Below are 17,622 nucleotides of genomic sequence, written 5' to 3'. Positions count from 1 at the left end.
CCCGATGAGCCGCTGGCGCCCCCCCGCGGAAAAGAGCACCGCACTGATCACCCGCGATGGCCATGAGCGGCTCAAGGCCGAGCTCGATGACCTCTGGCGCGTGCGGCGGCCGGAAGTGGTCAAGGCCCTCGCTGCTGCCGCGGCCGAGGGCGACCGTTCGGAGAATGCCGAGTACACCTACCGCAAGAAGCAACTCGGCGAGATCGACCGGCGCGTACGCTATCTGAGCAAGCGGGTACCCGCGCTCCGGGTGGTCGACTCCGCGCCGTCCGACCCTTTGGCGGTCTACTTCGGCGCAACGGTCGAGCTGGAGGACAGCGACAGTGGCGAGCCCCGGCGCTACCGCATCGTCGGCCCCGACGAGACCGACGCCAAGCTAGGCTGGATCAGCATCGATTCGCCACTGGCGCGGGCGATGCTGAAGAAGCGGCGGGACGATGAATTCGAGGCCCAACTTCCTGGCGGCGCCCGGCGGTTCGTGATCGTGGACGTGCAATATCCGGTGGGGTGACGCGCCCGCTCAGGGCACCGGGCGCGGGATGCCGCGCGCATGGATGGTCACCATCCCGCCCATCGCCTCGATGTCCAGCAGCGCAACCGGGTCCGGCGCCTGCTCCATGGACACCGGCGCCGACGGGCGTACCGAGCGTTGCGGCGGGCCGTAGACGAACACATTGCCCCCGGTGTCCAAAGTGACCGACTCGCCGCGCTCGACCAGGTACTCACCGGTTTCGAGGTCCCACTGCACGCGGGTACTGGTCGAATCGACCAACGCTCCGTAGCGCTCACCATTCAACGCGACCAGCCGCATGCCGCCGGTCGCGGGATCGTGGCGGTAATGCCAGGTGGTGGCGGTGACGGCGTCCTCCCCGGCGACCTGGCTGACCACCAGCTCGCCCTCCTCGATTGCCAGCGACGAAGCCGAGGTAAGCGATGGCACCAGCGCCGCCTCGCCAAGCAGCCGGGCGCCGAACGCCGCGCCATATTCATCTCCATCCAGGATGCCGAGCACGCGCTCGTTGCGGTCGGCCGCGATGTAGACCAGGTCGAGCCGTCCGTCGCCGTTGAGGTCGACATCCAGCCGCGCCTCCAGTTCCAGCGTGCCCAGCCAGGCCCGCAGGTCGTCGTCGGAGATGCGACCGGGGCCCTGCTGGGCCGAGGCCACCAGCGGAGCGCACGCCGCGAGCAGCACCATCAACCGCCTCATGCCGCCTCCTCCGTCCGGGACGCGGGCACGCGACCCACTCCGGCCCGCGCGTTGCCGCACATACCGGGACAGACGCGGTCCGAGCGGGTATCAGGCCATCGCATTCCGGGCCGGAAGTTTCCGCGGCCCGGGCGGCGGTCAATCCTCGAAGGCGACCTCGCCGAACAAGTCGTGCTCGTCGCTGCCCATGATCTCGACGTCGCAGAAATCGCCCGGCTTCAGACCGGCAAAATAGCCGTTCTGGACCTGAACGAGGCCGTCGATCTCCGGGGCGTCGGCCATCGAGCGCGCGATGGCGAGCTCACCGTCGATCGCATCGACGATACATCGCTGCACGGTGCCGACCTTGGCTTCGAGCTTGGTGGCGGAGATTTCCGCCTGGCGCTCCATGAAACGCGCCAGCCGCTCCTGCTTGACCTCTTCCGGCACCGGGTCCGGCAGCTCGTTCGCCTTGGCCCCTTCGACCGGCGAATAGGCGAACGCGCCGACGCGGTCCAGTTGCGCCTCGTCGAGGAAGTCGAGCAACTCCTCGAACTCGGCCTCGGTCTCGCCGGGGAAGCCGACAATGAAGGTCGAACGGATGGTGATGTCGGGCGCCACCGAGCGCCAGCGCTGGATGCGCTCCAGGGTCTTGTCGACCGCCCCCGGCCGCTTCATCAGCTTCAGCACGCGCGGGCTGGCGTGCTGGAACGGGATGTCGAGGTACGGCAGGATCTTGCCGTCGGCCATCAGCGGGATGATGTCGTCGACGTGCGGGTACGGGTAGACGTAGTGCAGCCGCGTCCACAAACCGAGTTCACCCAGCCCTTCGCACAGCGCCTTCATGCGGGTCTGGTAGGTCTTGCCGCGCCACTCGCGCTCGGCGTAGCGCACGTCGACACCGTAGGCCGAGGTGTCCTGCGAGATCACCAGCAACTCCTTCACCCCACCCATCGCCAGCTTCTCGGCCTCGCGCAGCACCTGGTCGACCGGGCGCGACACCAGGTCGCCACGCATCGACGGAATGATGCAGAAGCTGCAGCGGTGGTTGCAGCCTTCGGAAATCTTCAGGTAGGCGTAGTGCTTCGGCGTCAGCTTGATGCCCGTATCGGGAACCAGACTGATGAACGGATCGTGCTTCGGCGGCAGCGCTTCATGCACCGCGCCGAGCACGCTGTCGTAATCCTGCGGCCCGCTGATCGACAACACGCCCGGATGCGCCTCGCGGATCACCTCCGCACGCTTGCCCAGGCAGCCGGTGACGATGACCTTGCCGTTCTCGCTCATCGCCTCGCCGATCGCATCCAGCGATTCGGCCACCGCCGAGTCGATGAAACCGCAGGTGTTGACCACCACCACGTCGGCGTCGTCGTAGCTGGGTACCAGGTCGTAGCCCTCGACCCGCAACTGGGTGAGGATGCGTTCGGAATCGACCAGCGCCTTCGGACAGCCAAGGCTTACGAAGCCGACCCTGGGGTTGCCGGACGACTTGTCGCCCTGGGGCGCCTTTGCGCTGGTGGACGGCTTGGCGTTCTTGGACGGAAGGGGATGCAGTGACATGGAATGGCCAAGTAAGCGATGGTTGCGCGGAACACGCGAACGGCCTGCACGCGTGGTGCAGGCCGCAGGATGTGGGCGGGGCGCGAATTATATCGCGGGCGCTAGAATCAACCCGGAAACCGCCCCGCCAAACTGAACGGCGTCGGCACCGCGGCCCACGCCCCGACGGAGAGTCCGAGATGAACCCCGCTGCCCAAGGCTGGCACCTGCACCCGCAACTGGCGGACGACACCCATCCCGTGGCGCACCTGGACCTGTGCGAACTGCGGCTGATGGACGACGCCAACCATCCCTGGCTGGTCCTGGTTCCGCGGGTCGAGGACGCGGTGGAATGGACCGATCTCGACGAGGCCTCGCAGGCACGGCTCAACGCGGAAATCAACCTGTCCTGTCGCGCCCTGCAGCAGGTGTTCCGCCCGCACAAACTCAACGTCGCCGCACTCGGCAACCTGGTGTCGCAATTGCACATCCACGTCATCGCGCGCTTCGAGAACGACATCGCCTGGCCGCGTCCGGTTTGGGGTACGGCCACTGCGAAACCGTACTCCCCGGAGTTTCTGATCGAGCGGATCGAACGCCTGCAAGCAGCGATCCCGGGTTGACCGTCCCGGCGGGTCCAAGCCAGCCCCGCCCCCGCCTTTCTGGTAATTTCCAGAGACTACGGTCATCAAGCGACCGGGACGTAGTTGCCAGAATTCGGGGAAAACCAGGGGATACACATGAATACATCCACCATCCGGCGGGCGCTGCACGCCTGCTGCTTCACGTTGCTCGCCAGCGCCACCGCACAGGCCGCCGAGCCCATTCCGATCGAGGATTTCGCACGGGTGCCGGCGATCCAGTCGGTATCGATGAGTTCCGACGGCAAGAACCTTGTCGCGATCGTCGCATCACCGGGCAGCGACTACCAGGAAACCGCGCTGGCGACCTGGAAGCTCGACGACCTTGGGGCAGGCTCCACGATCACCCCATCGGGCGACCGCATGAAGTTCGTTGGCGCAAGCGCGCTCAAGGCGGACAAGGTATTCGTGTTGGCGCGCCAGGAGTGGACCGGTCAACTGGGTGGCTGCGGCGAAGGCAAGACCACCGGTGCGACCAAGACGTTTGTCTACAAGGCCTACCTGACCGACACGGCCCAGGGCGACTTCAATGATGCATTCGCCGACAACACCCGGACCCTCGGCATCAGCCAGCAGACCCAGCGTTGCCTCGAAATCGCGGGCACCGCGTCATTGGTACATGCGTTGCCGCTGGATCCCGAGCGGGTCATCGTCTCCCAGCTCAACGAATTGACGCTGTCGGCCAACTACTACCTGTACAACCTGCGTACCGACAAGAAGGAGCTGCTTTTCAAGGCTGGCGGACGTAGCAGCCCGGGCCTCTTCGACCCCCGTACGGGCGAGCTGCTGACACGCACCCAGATCGAATCGGCGGGCCCGAATGACTATGAGCAGCAAATACTGATTCGTAACCAGGAAACCGGCGAATTCGAAGAACACGAGACGCTCACGAAAAAGATTACCGAGCGCTACACCATCGATATCGTCGGAAAGGACGACGCCAGCGGCAAGTTCTATGTACTGACCGACTTGTTCTCGGATCGCGTCGAAGCCCGGATGTACGACCCGCGCACGCGGAAGTTCGACGATGAGCCACTCGCGGCCCATCCCGAGTTCTCCATCAGCCGGCTGATCCTTGGCACCCAGCCGAGCAACTTCAATCGCGTACTCGGCTTCGTGGTGGACGGCCCGCAACCCAAGGCCGTCTATGTCGACCCGTCGATGAAGGCGATCCAGGATGCGCTTGAACAGGCCTATCCCGGCCAGTCCATCGGCATTTCCGGCTACAACGATGACCTCTCGCGCGTGCTGTTCAGCGCCAGCAGCGCGCAGCACCCGCCCTCGTACCACATCCTGGTCGACAAGAAGCAGGACATTGCACTCGGCAGCGCACGCCCCTGGATCGATCCTTCGCGCATTGGCCAGCAGAAGTGGGTCAGCTATACCGCCCGTGATGGTCGCAAGATCCCGGCGCTGCTGGACTTGCCCGTTGGCTGGAAGCAGGGCGACCCCGCATTGCCCGCAATCGTCCAGCCTCATGGCGGGCCGTGGTCACGTGACCATGGCGGCTGGGACAGGTCGGGCTGGGTGCCGTTCCTGACGTCACGCGGATACGCGGTGCTGCGCCCGCAGTATCGCGGCTCGACCGGGCTTGGGCGGGACCTCTGGATCGCGGGTGACAGCCAGTGGGGCCTGGCGATGCAGGACGACAACGACGATGGCGCCAAATGGCTCGTATCACAGGGAGTCGCCGACCCGGAACGGATCGCGATCTTCGGCTACTCCTACGGTGGCTTCGCGGCGTCGGCGGCCGTTGTGCGCGACGACTCCCCGTACCAGTGCGCAATCGCCGGCGCGCCGGTCACCGACCTCGGGCGCCTCGGGACATCGTGGAGCGACAACCGCCTGCAACGCATCCTCCAGGCCGATACCGTCAAGGGGATGGATCCGATGTTGAACACGGACAACGCGCAATTGCCGGTCCTGCTGTACGTCGGCGATCGCGATGTGCGTACCCCGTCGTTCCATGCCCGTGGCTTCTACGACGCCGTGCGCGAGAAGGTCCCGGCAAGGTTCGAGCTGATTCCGGACATGCCACACAGCATGCCCTGGTATCCGCGCCACCATCAGAAGACGTTGTCGGTGATCGAGAAATACCTGTCCGAGGAGTGTGGCCCGGGAGGCCTGTAGCACGGAACGCAGGCGACCGACCGGGGGAGTCGGCGCCAGGGTTTGCCTTTTGTGACGAAACGCTTCTATATTCTTAACTGCAACCTAACGAGGGGATAAAAATGGTGCGCAGATCGCTTGACATGAAACGCTTGCCGCTCGCAGCGGCGGTACTCGCATGCCTTTACGCCTCCAGCGCACTGGCGCAGGACACGGGGACTCCGGCCGCTGAGCCGCAGCAGGAGCAAACGCAGGAAGAGGTGCAAGATACCGACACCCCGGTGGAACTGGACAAGATCACGGTCACCGGCTCCCTGCTGCGCCGCGTCGAGTACGAAACCACCTCGCCGGTCCAGGTCATCACCGCCGACACCAGCGTGGCCCTGGGCCAGGTCAGTTCCGCAGACTGGCTGCAGAAATCCAGCGTGGCCTCCGGCTCGACCCAGATCAACAACCAGTTCGGCGGCTTCGTCGTCGAAGGTGGCACCGGCGTGCAGACCCTGTCGTTGCGCGGCCTTGGTGCAAACCGCACGCTGGTCCTGCTTGATGGCCAGCGACCGGGTCCCGCGGGCACGCGTGGCCAGGTCGGCGCGTTCGACCTGAGCGTTATTCCGTCCTCGATCCTGCAACGCGTGGAAATCGTCAAGGACGGCTCTTCGTCCATCTACGGCTCCGACGCGGTCGCCGGCGTGGTCAACCTGATCACCCGCAAGAGCGTTGACCGGCCGGAGTTGAACATCACCGTCACCCAGCCCTTCGAAAGCGGTGGTGAGCAGTACCAGCTTTCCGGAGCCACCGGCTGGGATTTCGAGAACGGCAACATCGTGCTCGCCGCCCAGGGCTATCTGCACAAGTCCCTCAACCACGGGGACCGGGATTTCCTGAAGTGCCCCGAAGATCTCGCGTGGGATAACGATGGCAACCGCATCGATCGCGAGGACCGCTCGATCATCGGCGGCACCGAGCTCGGCGGTTGCAACAACCTTTACGCGAACACGGTGATCGATGCCGGTTACGGCTATCGCTATGTTCCCTCGGTGGACGGCTCCACCGTTGGCGGAATCCCGGGGTACCACCCGCGTCCCGACCCCTCGGTCTCGTATGCGAACTCCGACCAGGCGTATTACGAGGACGTACTCAACTACCCGTTCTTCGGTTCCACCAACGCGATCGCCGAACAGAAGCGCTTCAGCGTCTATGGCGCGACCGACTTCGGGTTCGACAACAACATCAACTGGAAGACCCAGTGGCTGTATAACAAGCGCAAGACCAGTAGCCATGGCTATCGCCAGTTCTTCCCGCTGGTGGGCGGCGCGACCACGCCTCCGATCTATGGAACGGACATTTATACGTACCCCAATTCACCGGATTACGTCAGCCCCGTCCCCTCGGGACTTGCCCAGCCGATCATGCCGTTCACCTCGGACAACGAAGTCGAGGTCGACTACTTCTACGGTGCCACCAAGCTCGATGGATTGTTCTCGTCCACCGATACCTGGGCCTGGCAGGTCAACGGCAGCTTCTCGCGTTCGGACGGCGACTACAGCAACTTCGGTATCGTTGCATCGCGCTCCGGCGACGTGCGGTACGACCCCACCGCCCCGCAGGTCGATTACTACGATCCCGGTTTCCTGAGCGGCGAGCGGATGGAAGAGCTGGCCGCCGTTGTCGGCGAATGGCATACCGGCAATACGGTCTATGACCAGTCGGTCGTCAACGCCATTGTCACCGGTGACCTGTTCGAGATCCCTGCAGGCGTGGTGCCGGCCGCGTTCGGTATCGAATACCGCCGCTACAGCATCGACGACCAGCCCAGCGACCTGTCGCGCAATGGCGACCTGTGGGGCTCGACCTCCGCGCAGGTCACCAAGGGTGATGACAGCGTCCGTGAGGCGTTTGCCGAACTCGAGGTGCCGCTGATCACCGGCCAGCCGGGCTTCGAGTCGCTCAAGCTCAACGCCTCGGCGCGCGTCTTCGAGTACGACTCGGTTCCCGGGTCCGACAACGTCTGGAAGCTCGGCCTGAACTGGCAGATCAACCCGGTCCTGCGACTGCGTGCAACCCGCGGCACCTCGTTCCGCGCGCCTGGCCTGTACGAACTGTATCTGGGTAACCAGACTGGATTCCAGGACCAGATGACGATCGATCCCTGCATCGACTGGGCCGACAGCAACAACGAGTTCATTCGTGCCAACTGTGCGGCAGCCGGTATCCCGGATGACTACGACGCCAGCGGTACCTCCTCCGCCATTGTGGTTTCCGGAGGCGGCGCCGGCGTACTCAACCCCGAAAGCTCGAATGCGTTCACCGCCGGCGTGGTCCTGACTCCCTCTTCGACCAACTTCAGCATCGCGGTGGACTACTTCGACTATGAAATCCGCGACCAGATCGGCCAGCTGGACGAGTTCAGCATCATCTCCGGTTGCTATGGTTCGCCGGTCTATCCGAACAATTTCTGCAACCTGTTCGATCGCAACCCGGGAAGCGACCCGACCAGGCCGTACGAAATCGAGGAAGTCCGCAACCAGTACGTCAACATCAATCGTCAGCAGGTCCGCGGTTACGACCTGATCGTGAACTACGACAACGAGTTCTCGTTCGGCAAGCTCGGTATCGAGAGCCAGATCACGTACACGATGGAGGATGTCTCGCAGTTGTTCGACACTGCCGAGGAGAGCGGTTTCAGTTCGTCCAACCTTGCGGGCTACATCGGCCGTCCCAAGCTGGTCGGCAACCTGGACTTCATCCTGGAGCGGGGTGACTGGACCTACTACTGGCGGACCAACTACGTCCAGCAGACCAAGAACCGTGACCTGACCCCGACCTATACCTACGCGGGCTGGGAAAACGCGTGGCGCGACATCTGGGCCGACGAGGCGTTCTATCACACGGTTTCGGTTCGCTACGAACAGGCGGACTGGGCCATCAACGTCGGTATCAACAACCTGCTGGACCAGGATCCGCCGAGGATCTCGGATGGTGTCGGTACCCGCCGCGGCAACATCCCGGCGTTCGCCAGCCAGTACGACTGGTACGGTCGCACCGGCTTCGTTCGCATGGAATACAAGTTCTGACGGGAATTGGAAGCTGAAACGAAAAGGGGTGGCGCATGCGCCACCCCTTTTTTGTTTTGCGGAACCTCAGGTCCTGAAAGCTGCCTGGCCTCAGGTGCGCGGCAAGGTCACGCCCCGCTGCCCCTGGTACTTGCCGCCGCGATCCTTGTACGACGTCTCGCAGATGTCGTCCTGGTCCGCCTGGAAAAACAGCATCTGGGCTACGCCTTCGTTCGCGTAGATCCGGGCCGGTAGCGGCGTGGTGTTGCTGAACTCCAGCGTCACATGGCCTTCCCACTCAGGTTCCAGCGGAGTCACGTTGACGATGATCCCGCAGCGCGCGTAGGTGCTCTTGCCTAGGCACACGACCAGGGTGTCGCGGGGAATCCGGAAGAACTCCACCGTTCGAGCCAGCGCGAACGAGTTGGGCGGGATGATGCACTCGTCCGCCTCGACGTCGACGAAGCTGCCGGGATCGAAATGCTTCGGGTCGACGATCGTCGAGTTGATGTTGGTGAACACCTTGAACTCGCGCGAGCAGCGCACGTCGTAGCCGTAGCTGGAAGTGCCATAGCTGACGATGCGCTCGCCAGTGGCCCCGCCCTTGTCGGAGAACTTGACCTGGCCGGCCTCGAACGGCTCGATCATGGCGTTCTGCTCGGCCATGCGACGGATCCAGCGGTCGGACTTGATGCTCATGCAGTGGGCTCTCTGGAAAGGCGGGTCGATTGTAAACGCTGGTTCGGCGCAACGGCCGGTCCGCAGGGGCGCCGCATCACAGCAGCGACGCCGAAATCGACGGCGTCACCCGCGGTCGTTGTGCCAGCGCGATCGCCAGTTGCCGTGCAGCGCCGCGATAGGCTTGCGCAGCCGCCGAATCCGGCGCGGCCACCACCACCGGCACGCCGGCGTCACCCTGCTCGCGGATCGCGAGTTCCAGTGGAAGGCTGCCGAGCAGCGGCACTCCGTACTGGTCCGACATCCGCTGGCCGCCGCCTTCGCCGAACACGTGTTCCGCATGGCCACAGGTCGAGCAGACGTGCACCGCCATGTTCTCGACCAGCCCGAGCACCGGTACTTCGACCTTCTCGAACATCTTCAGGGCCTTCTTCGCGTCCAGCGTGGCGACGTCCTGCGGCGTGGTGACGATCACCGCGCCCGCGACGGGAATCTTCTGCGCGAGGGTCAGCTGGATATCACCGGTTCCTGGCGGAAGGTCGATCAACAGATAGTCGAGGTCGTCCCAGCGGGTGTCGTTGAGCAACTGGGTCAGTGCCGAAGTCGCCATCGGGCCGCGCCAGATCATCGGCGTGTCCTGCTCCACCAGCAGGCCGATCGACATCGCCTGGATGCCATGCGTGCGCATCGGCTCGATCGACTTGCCGTCCGGGCTGTCGGGCCGTCCCGAGAGCCCGAGCATCATCGGCACGCTGGGGCCATAGACGTCCGCGTCGAGCACGCCGACCCTGGCACCATCGGCAGCCAATGCCAGCGCGAGGTTGACCGCGGTGGTGGACTTGCCCACCCCACCCTTGCCGGAACCGACCGCGATGATGTTGCGGACCTTCTGCAACGGCGACAGGTTGGGCTGCACCGCGTGTGCGGTAATCCGGCTGCTCGACTCGAACCGGGCCAGCTCGGCGCCATGCCGACGGACGACCCCGGCCACGGCCGTGCGATAGCGTTCCTGCGAGGAATCGGCCGGGAAGCCCAGGATGATCTCCACCGCCACCCGGCCAGCGTCACCGGCCACCCGGACCACCGCTCCGGTACTGGCGAAACTGTCATTGCTTCCCGGGGATACCGGCAAGGCGGAGATATCGGCTTGCAGCGATTCGTTTGCGTTCAAGGCAGGGCCTGTAAGCGGTGGGAACGGCCCATTTTAGGCCAACGCGCACGACCACCGGCCTGCGCCAGGTCAAGCCAGCCGCAGTACATGGGGTGAAATCCAGCCTGACCGGAAGCACCTGAACGAGCGGCGGCGAAGCCCGGTCAATACGCTGGCGGATGCGGTATAAAGGCCGCATTGCCCCTCGACCAGACCCGTTTCAACCAACCCGGAGGAAATACATGCGCATCAAGATGCTCGCACTGCTGCTGCTCGCGTTGCCCATGGCCGCTTTCGCCCAGACCAGCACACCGGTGGGGTCGTGGACGACGATTGACGACGACACCGGCAAGGCCAAGTCGGTGGTCGAGATCTACGAAACACGCGACGGCAGCCTCGCCGGCCGGGTGGTCGACGTACTGCAGTCCGACCAGGGCGAGAATCCGGTCTGCAACAAGTGCAAGGGCGACCGCAAGGGCCAGCCGGTCGAAGGCATGGTGATCATGTGGGGCCTCGAGCGCGACGGCGACAGCTGGGAGGGCGGCAAGATCCTCGACCCTGCCAACGGCAAGGAATATTCCGTCAAGGTCACGCCTTCCACCGACGGCAGCAAGCTGGAGGTCCGTGGCTTCATGGGCTTCTCGCTGCTCGGCCGCACCCAGACCTGGATGCGTCAGTAGGAACGCGCCAGCGGTAACCCGCGACCACATCCGATCCTGTGACGGCCCGCCATGTGCGGGCCGTTTTTCGTCATGGCGGCCGGCAGGTGCAGCGGCTATCACGCCAGGCATTGGGTGCCCGGTCCGCATGCGATAATCGGCGACCCTTTCGTCGCCCCAACGCCCATGCCCCGCGAGCTCGTCGTCACCTGCGCCCTGCCCTATGCCAATGGCCCGCTGCACCTCGGCCACCTGGTCGGCTATGTCCAGGGCGACATCTTCGCGCGCGCGCAGCGACTGTCGGGCAACGCGGCCCACTTCGTCTGCGCCGACGACACCCATGGCACCCCGATCATGCTGGCGGCCGAGAAGGCCGGGATGACGCCGGAAACCTACATCGCCGGCATCCAGGCCAGCCACGAGTGCGACTTCGCGGATTTCGGGGTGGCGTTCGACCACTACGACTCGACCAATTCGCCGCGCAACCGGGCGCTGACCGAGGCGATCTACGCCAAGCTCGACAACAACGGCCACATCAAGCGCCGGTCGGTCGCCCAGTTGTACGACCCGGCCAAGGGGATGTTCCTGCCCGACCGTTTCGTCAAGGGCACCTGCCCCAACTGCGGCACGCCCGACCAGTACGGCGACAACTGCGAGCACTGCGGAGCGACCTACGCGCCGACCGAGCTCAAGGAGCCGCGCTCGGTGGTCAGCGGCGCGACGCCGGAGTTGCGCGAGTCCGAACACTTCTTCTTCGAGGTCGGTGATTTCGATGCGTTCCTGCGCGAATGGCTGGCCGGTGACGTCGCCGCCCCGGGAGTCAAGGCCAAGCTGAAGGAATGGCTGGACGCCGAAGGCGGCCTGCGCGCATGGGACATCTCGCGCGACGCGCCGTACTTCGGTTTCGAGATCCCCGGTCACCCGGGCAAGTACCTGTACGTCTGGATCGATGCGCCCATCGGCTACCTGTCGAGCTTCCAGGCGCTGTGCGAGCGCGAGGGGCTGGATTTCTTCAGCTACCTCACCCGCGACAGCGATGCCGAGCTGCACCATTTCATCGGCAAGGACATCGTCAACTTCCACGGCCTGTTCTGGCCTGCGGTGCTGCACGGCGCGGGCTTCCGCGCGCCGACACGGCTGCACGTCAACGGCTACCTGACCGTCGACGGCGCCAAGATGTCGAAGTCGCGCGGCACGTTCGTCATGGCACGCACGTACCTGGACGCGGGCCTCGACCCGGAGGCGTTGCGTTACTACTTCGCGACCAAGACCTCGGGCGGCGTCGACGACCTCGACCTCAACCTCGGCGACTTCGTGGCGCGGGTGAACTCCGACCTGGTCGGCAAGTTCGTCAACCTCGCCAGCCGCTGCGCCGGCTTCATCAGCAAGCGCTTCGACGGCCGGCTGGCCGATGCGTTGCCGGATCCCGCGATGTACACGCGCTTCGTCGAGCAGCTGCAGCCGATCGCCGACGCCTATGGACGCAACGAGGCCGCTACCGCGCTGCGCCTGACCATGGCACTGGCCGACGAGGCCAACCGCTACATCGACGAGCACAAGCCGTGGGTGGTCGCGAAGCAGGAAGGCGCCGACGCCGAACTGCAGTCGGTCTGCACCCAGGGGTTGAACCTGTTCCGCGTGCTCAATACCGCACTCAAGCCGGTGCTGCCGCGCGTGACGGCGCAGGCAGAGGCCTTCCTGAACTCGCCGGTGTCGGCGTGGAGCGGGATCGCCACACCGCTGACCGGCCATCGCATCGCCGCCTACACCCCGTTGTTCACCCGTATCGACCCGAAACTGATCGAAGCCATGACCGAAGCCAGCAGGGAATCCATGAAGCCGACCGATGCCACCAAGGCTGTTGTAGGAGCGGCTTCAGCCGCTAAGCCGGGCGCCATGGATGTCGCGACTCCGATCGCGGCTGAAGCCGCTCCTACGAAGAGCGAAGGCGACGCGTCCGCGGCACCGATCATCGGCATCGACGACTTCGCCAAGCTCGATCTGCGCATCGGCAAAGTGCTGGCATGCGAGTTCGTCGAAGGTTCCGACAAGCTGCTGCGCTTCCAGCTCGACGCCGGCGAACTGGGCCAGCGGCAGATCTTCTCCGGCATCCGCGCGTCCTACCCGGAGCCGGAAAAGCTGGTCGGCCGCAGCGTGGTGTTCATCGCCAACCTCGCGCCGCGCAAGATGCGCTTTGGCCTGAGCGAGGGGATGATCCTGTCGGCCGGTTTCGATGCCAGCGCATTGGCCCTGCTCGACGCCGACGATGCTGCGCAGGCCGGGATGCCGGTGCGTTAGTCGAAGCCCCGCGCTTGCTGCGTCCCGCGACTCCTGGTTGCCAGAAGAGTCCGAAGCCACCGCCGCTGCCATGCCCGACCTGATCGAACGCCTCGACCGTCTACTGCCGCAGACCCAGTGCGGTCAGTGCGGCTATGCCGGCTGCCGGCCGTACGCCGAAGCGATGGCGGCTGGCGAGGCCGGCGTCGATCACTGTCCTCCCGGCGGCGATGCCGGCGCGCGGGCACTTGCGCGGTTGCTGGGCGTGGATCCGGTGCCGTTCGACCGCTCGCGTGGCGAACACCTGCCGGCGCAGGTCGCACTGGTGGTCGAGGAGGATTGCATCGGCTGCACCAAGTGCATCCAGGCCTGCCCGGTCGACGCGATCATCGGTGGAGCGAAACACATGCATACCGTCATCGAACCGCTGTGCACCGGCTGCGAATTGTGCGTGCCGGCCTGCCCGGTGGATTGCATCGTGCTGATACCGGCCGCCGGCCGCTCGTAGGAGAGGTTCTACGGGGCCGTCGTGTCCGCGGCGGGCGCCGTGGGGACCGCCACTTCACACGCGCTGCAGATCCGTTCGACGTCGTAGCCCGCACTGCGCAGTTGCTCGACCAGGCCATCCTCGCCCAGCAGGTGCAGTGCGCCGACCACCACCAGCGCGTCATCGTCGCCCGGCGCCTCCAGCCGCGCCTGCAACTGCGGGAGCCAAGCGTCGTTTCGCGCGACGTTGACGGTGCGGTAGGTCTCGGGCGTCTTCTCCAGCATCTCCAGCCGGGTCAGCGCATCGAGCTCGACGGCGTCGCCGTCCCGCCAGGCCTGGTGCAACGCCGTCAGCGTGGTGGGCATTTCCTGCGGCCGGTCAAGGAAGTCCGCCAGGCCCACGACCTGCTCTTCCATCGGGATCGAGTCGAGCGCGCGCAACTGGTCCTCGAATGTTTCCAGTCCGCTCGCGGGTTTGCCTTCGGCCTCGGCGCGCGCCATCAGGTGCCGGTCGAGTCCCTGTTCGGCGCTGAAGCCCAACGATTGCGAAAGCCCCATCAGCAGCGACAGGTTCACGAACCACGGTTCGTAACCGTCGACCCGGGCGATCGAGCCGCCCTGTCGCGCCAACAGCCGGCGCAGTTTTTCGCGCAGGCGCGGTGGCAACACCTGGGACAGCGTCCGCTGGTCATCGTAGGCCGCGGCGGAGAGGAATTTCGCGGGAGCCGCAGGATCGTCCAGCGCCTCCGGCGGGATCTCGAACACCAGCGCCTCCGCGTCGGCGTAGGCCAGCTCGACATCCTCCGACAACGGATAGTCGCCGTCCTTGAGCAGGTGGAACGAACCCAGCAGGTAAAGCGCGTTGTCGTCGTCGGACACCTTCCACAGCAACGGTACCGGCGGCACATACTCTGGTGCTTGCGATGGGACCGGCTGCGACGGAATCGCCTGCAACGCGTGGCGGGCGGCGGGCTCGACCGCCGCCGAGGCAACGTGCGAGACCGCGAGCAGCAGCACCGCCAATACCTTCATCGACTGCATGCGGAACCCTCAGTGGCCGTAGGCTTTTTCGCCGGCGGTAACCGCCAGGTCGAGCCGGTTCTCCGGCGGCGGCAGCGGACAGGTCGCGAAGGCGGTGAATGCGCAGGGTGGGTTGTAGGAACGGTTGAAATCCACCATGACGCGGCCGTCGGCACCAGGCCTCGGGACGTACAGGAAGCGACCGGCGCCGTAGCTGCCGTGGCCATTCGTACGGTCGGCAAACACCAGGAACAACTCGTCGCCGCCCTCATCCAGCGCTTCGATCCGATGGGTGGCGCCATCGCGCTCGAACTCGATCGCGCCGGGATTGGGCACCTCGTCGGTGGTGCCGATGATATTGGCGACCTCGATGGTCTGGCCCGCCGGATTCGGCACCCAGTTGCCCGTGACCTGCCAGTCGGGATCGGCCGCCCAGTAGTCGAGGCCGCTGAACCCGGTCCGGGTCGGGGCCTCGGCATGGCGGACCCGCAGGGCGAGCCGATCGCCACGCTTGATCACGGTCGCCCGACCCTTGCCGTCATCGAAGCCGATTTCGCTCGGCCCGGCCGGATCGTCATCCGCGCGCAGGGCGGTGGCACCGGCCAGCGGCGCGCCATCGAGGGTCAGGGCCACGCCACCCTCGGGGACGAAACGCAGGTCACCGCCGTCCAGCTCGATCATGCCCAAGTGCTCCGGACCCATCGTCAACCGGATGCCGTTATCGGCATCACTGCCGACGTAATGGGAACCGGGGGTGATCCAGTGCAGGCCGGTCAGGCTGGCCCAGCCGTCGGGCTCCAGCAGGCCCGCTTTGCGCTGGTCGCGCCAGGCCTGCTGTGCGTTGTTGAATGCGGCGGTTTCGGCAGACATCGGGGCGTCCTTTGCGGGGTCGTTGGAATCACTGCTGTCGCAACCCGCAAGGGTGGCCCCAAGCACGGTGGCGCAAAGCAGCAGGCGGATGATTTTCGGGTTCGGCATGTCAGCGTCCTCGCAGGAACCAGCGGTCGATCTCGGCCAGCGTGAAACGCGCCCAGGTCGGACGGCCATGGTTGCATTGACCGGAGCGTTCGGTCGCTTCCATTTCGCGCAGCAGTGCATTCATCTCGGGCAAGGTAAGGCGCCGGTTCGCGCGCACGGCACCGTGGCAGGCCATGGTCGACAGCAGTTCATCGCGGGCGGCGGCCACGCGCAGCGACTCGCCATGTTCGCGCAGGTCGGCCAGCACGTCGCGCAGCAGCGCTTCGACGTCGCCGTGGGCAAGCAATGCGGGAACGCTGCGCAGGGTCAGTGATTGCGGGCCGGCCCGGGTGACTTCGAAACCGAGCGCATCGAGGGTCGCGGCTTCGCGCTCGGCGACGTCGGCCTCGCGCTCGGACACGGCCAAGGTGGCCGGCACCAGCAGGGGCTGGGTGCGGAGGCCTTCGCCATCATGGGCGGTCTTGAGTTTCTCGTAGCCGATACGTTCGTGTGCGGCGTGCATGTCGACCACGATCAGGCCTTCGCGCGACTCGGCGAGGATGTAGATGCCGTGCAGTTGCGCGATTGCGTAACCCAATGGCGGCAATGTGCCGTCATCGGTGTCGGGCAGTGCCGGGCGCTCGGCCAGCGCGACCGGGGCCAACGATCCATCTGGAGTGTCCACGGACAAACGCGAGGCCGTGGCCGTGTCGCCGTACAGCGCGGCGTAGCCGTTGCGTACTTCCGCCACCTGCAAACCCAGCGGCGCCTGCGGGGGTGACCAGCGGTATTGCGACGACTGTGCGGCGGGTTCGTCACGCGCAAGCGCCGGCACGGAGCCGGCACGCGTCTCGGCGAGCGCCGCCTGCAGCGTGCGGTAGACGAAGTCATGGATCAGCCGCGAATCGCGGAACCGGACCTCGTGCTTGGCCGGGTGCACGTTGACATCGACCCGGCGCGGATCGAGTTCGAGGAACAGCACGTAGGCCGGCTGGCGACCGTGGAACAGCACGTCGGCGTAGGCCTGCTTCACCGCATGGGCGATGCTGCGGTCGCGGATCGAACGGCCATTGCAGTAAAGATACTGCTGGTCGGTGCTGGCCCGGTTGTAGGACGGTTGCGCGATCCAGCCGTGCAGGCGCAGCGGCTGCGCGAAGTCGGTGATCGCCGCGCCCTGGTGATCGACGTGCAGGGCGTTCTTCGCGAATTCCTCGCCAAGGGTCTCGTGCAGCCGCACGTCCGACAGCAGGTCGGTGTCGCCCTTCCATCGCCGCGACGGCTTGCCGTTGTGCGACATCCGTAGTTCGACATCGGGCCGGGCCAGCGCGAGCTGCCGCAACCACTCCTCGATGTGGCCCAGTTCGGTGCGCTCGGCACGCATGAACTTGCGTCGCGCCGGCACGTTGAAGAAGAGGTCGCGCACCTCGACCGTGGTGCCCCGCGGGTGCGCACGTGGGCCGACTTCGCCGACCCGTCCGCCATCGATCTCCAGCGATGAGCCGTGCTCGGCATCCGCACGTCGCGAGCTCAACACGAAGCGGCTGACCGATGCGATCGATGGCAACGCTTCGCCGCGGAACCCGAGCGTGGCTACGCCTTCGAGGTCATCGAGCGAAGCGATCTTGCTGGTGGCGTGGCGCGAGACCGCCAGAGGCAATTCTTCCGGGGCGATGCCGGCGCCGTCGTCACGGATGCGGATTAACCGCGCGCCACCCTCCTCCAGGTCGATATCGACGCGCCGGGCGCCGGCGTCCAACGCGTTCTCGACCAGCTCCTTCACCACGGAGGCCGGGCGCTCGACGACTTCGCCGGCGGCAATCTGGTTGATCAGGATGTCGGGGAGCGGGCGGATCGACACGGAACGACG

General features: G+C 65.6%; 14 protein-coding genes. 7 read left to right on the top strand and 7 right to left on the bottom strand.

The window, feature by feature from the left end; genetic code table 11:
• Positions 1 to 4 precede the first annotated feature (4 nt).
• Positions 5 to 511, top strand: coding sequence for a transcription elongation factor GreB (gene greB, locus ACT9F5_RS01005; protein WP_445118096.1), 507 nt, complete (start codon positions 5 to 7; stop codon positions 509 to 511).
• Positions 512 to 520: 9 nt separating this feature from the next.
• Here greB and ACT9F5_RS01000 read toward each other — a convergent pair whose 3' ends face one another.
• Positions 521 to 1,207, bottom strand: a complete 687-nt coding sequence (locus ACT9F5_RS01000) for a hypothetical protein (RefSeq protein ID WP_445118095.1) — start codon at positions 1,205 to 1,207, stop codon at positions 521 to 523.
• Between the two features lie 138 nt (positions 1,208 to 1,345).
• Positions 1,346 to 2,746, bottom strand: coding sequence for a 30S ribosomal protein S12 methylthiotransferase RimO (gene rimO, locus ACT9F5_RS00995; RefSeq protein ID WP_445118094.1), 1,401 nt, complete (start codon positions 2,744 to 2,746; stop codon positions 1,346 to 1,348).
• 179 nt (positions 2,747 to 2,925) lie between these two features.
• Here rimO and ACT9F5_RS00990 point away from each other — a divergent pair, with 179 nt between their 5' ends.
• From ACT9F5_RS00990 to ACT9F5_RS00980, 3 genes are all read left to right on the top strand, one after another.
• Positions 2,926 to 3,348, top strand: coding sequence for an HIT domain-containing protein (locus ACT9F5_RS00990; RefSeq protein WP_445118093.1), 423 nt, complete (start codon positions 2,926 to 2,928; stop codon positions 3,346 to 3,348).
• A gap of 117 nt (positions 3,349 to 3,465) precedes the next feature.
• The gene (locus ACT9F5_RS00985; RefSeq protein WP_445118092.1) at positions 3,466 to 5,496 is read left to right on the top strand and encodes a prolyl oligopeptidase family serine peptidase; all 2,031 of its coding nucleotides are present in this window, start codon (positions 3,466 to 3,468) and stop codon (positions 5,494 to 5,496) included.
• A gap of 122 nt (positions 5,497 to 5,618) precedes the next feature.
• Complete coding sequence (locus ACT9F5_RS00980; RefSeq protein ID WP_445118091.1) at positions 5,619 to 8,549, top strand: TonB-dependent receptor domain-containing protein; 2,931 nt, start codon at positions 5,619 to 5,621, stop codon at positions 8,547 to 8,549.
• A gap of 90 nt (positions 8,550 to 8,639) precedes the next feature.
• Here the strand turns inward: ACT9F5_RS00980 and dcd are convergent, their stop codons facing one another.
• A complete protein-coding gene (gene dcd / locus ACT9F5_RS00975; RefSeq protein ID WP_445118090.1) occupies positions 8,640 to 9,227 on the bottom strand; it encodes a dCTP deaminase in 588 nt (195 codons plus the stop codon).
• A gap of 76 nt (positions 9,228 to 9,303) precedes the next feature.
• On the bottom strand, positions 9,304 to 10,347 hold the full coding sequence (gene apbC / locus ACT9F5_RS00970; protein WP_445119458.1) for an iron-sulfur cluster carrier protein ApbC: 1,044 nt from the start codon (positions 10,345 to 10,347) through the stop codon (positions 9,304 to 9,306).
• A 251-nt stretch (positions 10,348 to 10,598) separates the two neighbouring features.
• Between apbC and ACT9F5_RS00965 the strand changes: the two genes are divergently transcribed.
• The 3 genes from ACT9F5_RS00965 (at position 10,599) to rnfB (ending at position 13,800) form a co-directional block, all read left to right on the top strand.
• Positions 10,599 to 11,036, top strand: coding sequence for a DUF2147 domain-containing protein (locus tag ACT9F5_RS00965; protein WP_445118089.1), 438 nt, complete (start codon positions 10,599 to 10,601; stop codon positions 11,034 to 11,036).
• 165 nt (positions 11,037 to 11,201) lie between these two features.
• Positions 11,202 to 13,313, top strand: a complete 2,112-nt coding sequence (gene metG / locus ACT9F5_RS00960) for a methionine--tRNA ligase (protein ID WP_445118088.1) — start codon at positions 11,202 to 11,204, stop codon at positions 13,311 to 13,313.
• Positions 13,314 to 13,350: 37 nt separating this feature from the next.
• Entirely contained in the window at positions 13,351 to 13,800 is a 450-nt protein-coding gene (gene rnfB, locus ACT9F5_RS00955) for an Rnf electron transport complex subunit RnfB (RefSeq protein ID WP_445118087.1), read from the top strand.
• An 8-nt stretch (positions 13,801 to 13,808) separates the two neighbouring features.
• Here rnfB and ACT9F5_RS00950 read toward each other — a convergent pair whose 3' ends face one another.
• From ACT9F5_RS00950 to mutL, 3 genes are read right to left on the bottom strand one after another with little or no spacing between them, the layout of a single operon-like run.
• Positions 13,809 to 14,819, bottom strand: a complete 1,011-nt coding sequence (locus ACT9F5_RS00950) for a TraB/GumN family protein (protein WP_445118086.1) — start codon at positions 14,817 to 14,819, stop codon at positions 13,809 to 13,811.
• 9 nt (positions 14,820 to 14,828) lie between these two features.
• Complete coding sequence (locus ACT9F5_RS00945) at positions 14,829 to 15,776, bottom strand: DUF1684 domain-containing protein (RefSeq protein WP_445118085.1); 948 nt, start codon at positions 15,774 to 15,776, stop codon at positions 14,829 to 14,831.
• A 1-nt stretch (position 15,777) separates the two neighbouring features.
• Positions 15,778 to 17,613 carry a DNA mismatch repair endonuclease MutL gene (gene mutL / locus ACT9F5_RS00940; RefSeq protein WP_445118084.1) on the bottom strand — a complete coding sequence of 612 codons (1,836 nt, stop codon included), beginning with the start codon at positions 17,611 to 17,613 and terminating at the stop codon, positions 15,778 to 15,780.
• Positions 17,614 to 17,622: the final 9 nt, after the last annotated feature.

It is taken from the genome of Lysobacter sp. F6437 (genome assembly GCF_052547215.1).
The sequence above is the reverse complement of the archived record's forward strand: the minus strand, read 5'-3'. Positions and strand labels throughout refer to the sequence as shown.

Coding starts and splice junctions, on each gene's coding strand:
- ACT9F5_RS00990 (WP_445118093.1), top strand. CDS start 2,926: ATGAACCCCGCTGCCCAAGGCTGGCACCTGCACCCGCAACTGGCGGAC.
- dcd (WP_445118090.1), bottom strand. CDS start 9,227: ATGAGCATCAAGTCCGACCGCTGGATCCGTCGCATGGCCGAGCAGAAC.
- ACT9F5_RS01000 (WP_445118095.1), bottom strand. CDS start 1,207: ATGAGGCGGTTGATGGTGCTGCTCGCGGCGTGCGCTCCGCTGGTGGCC.
- metG (WP_445118088.1), top strand. CDS start 11,202: ATGCCCCGCGAGCTCGTCGTCACCTGCGCCCTGCCCTATGCCAATGGC.
- ACT9F5_RS00965 (WP_445118089.1), top strand. CDS start 10,599: ATGCGCATCAAGATGCTCGCACTGCTGCTGCTCGCGTTGCCCATGGCC.
- ACT9F5_RS00980 (WP_445118091.1), top strand. CDS start 5,619: ATGAAACGCTTGCCGCTCGCAGCGGCGGTACTCGCATGCCTTTACGCC.
- rimO (WP_445118094.1), bottom strand. CDS start 2,746: ATGTCACTGCATCCCCTTCCGTCCAAGAACGCCAAGCCGTCCACCAGC.
- ACT9F5_RS00950 (WP_445118086.1), bottom strand. CDS start 14,819: ATGCAGTCGATGAAGGTATTGGCGGTGCTGCTGCTCGCGGTCTCGCAC.
- greB (WP_445118096.1), top strand. CDS start 5: ATGAGCCGCTGGCGCCCCCCCGCGGAAAAGAGCACCGCACTGATCACC.
- ACT9F5_RS00945 (WP_445118085.1), bottom strand. CDS start 15,776: ATGCCGAACCCGAAAATCATCCGCCTGCTGCTTTGCGCCACCGTGCTT.
- ACT9F5_RS00985 (WP_445118092.1), top strand. CDS start 3,466: ATGAATACATCCACCATCCGGCGGGCGCTGCACGCCTGCTGCTTCACG.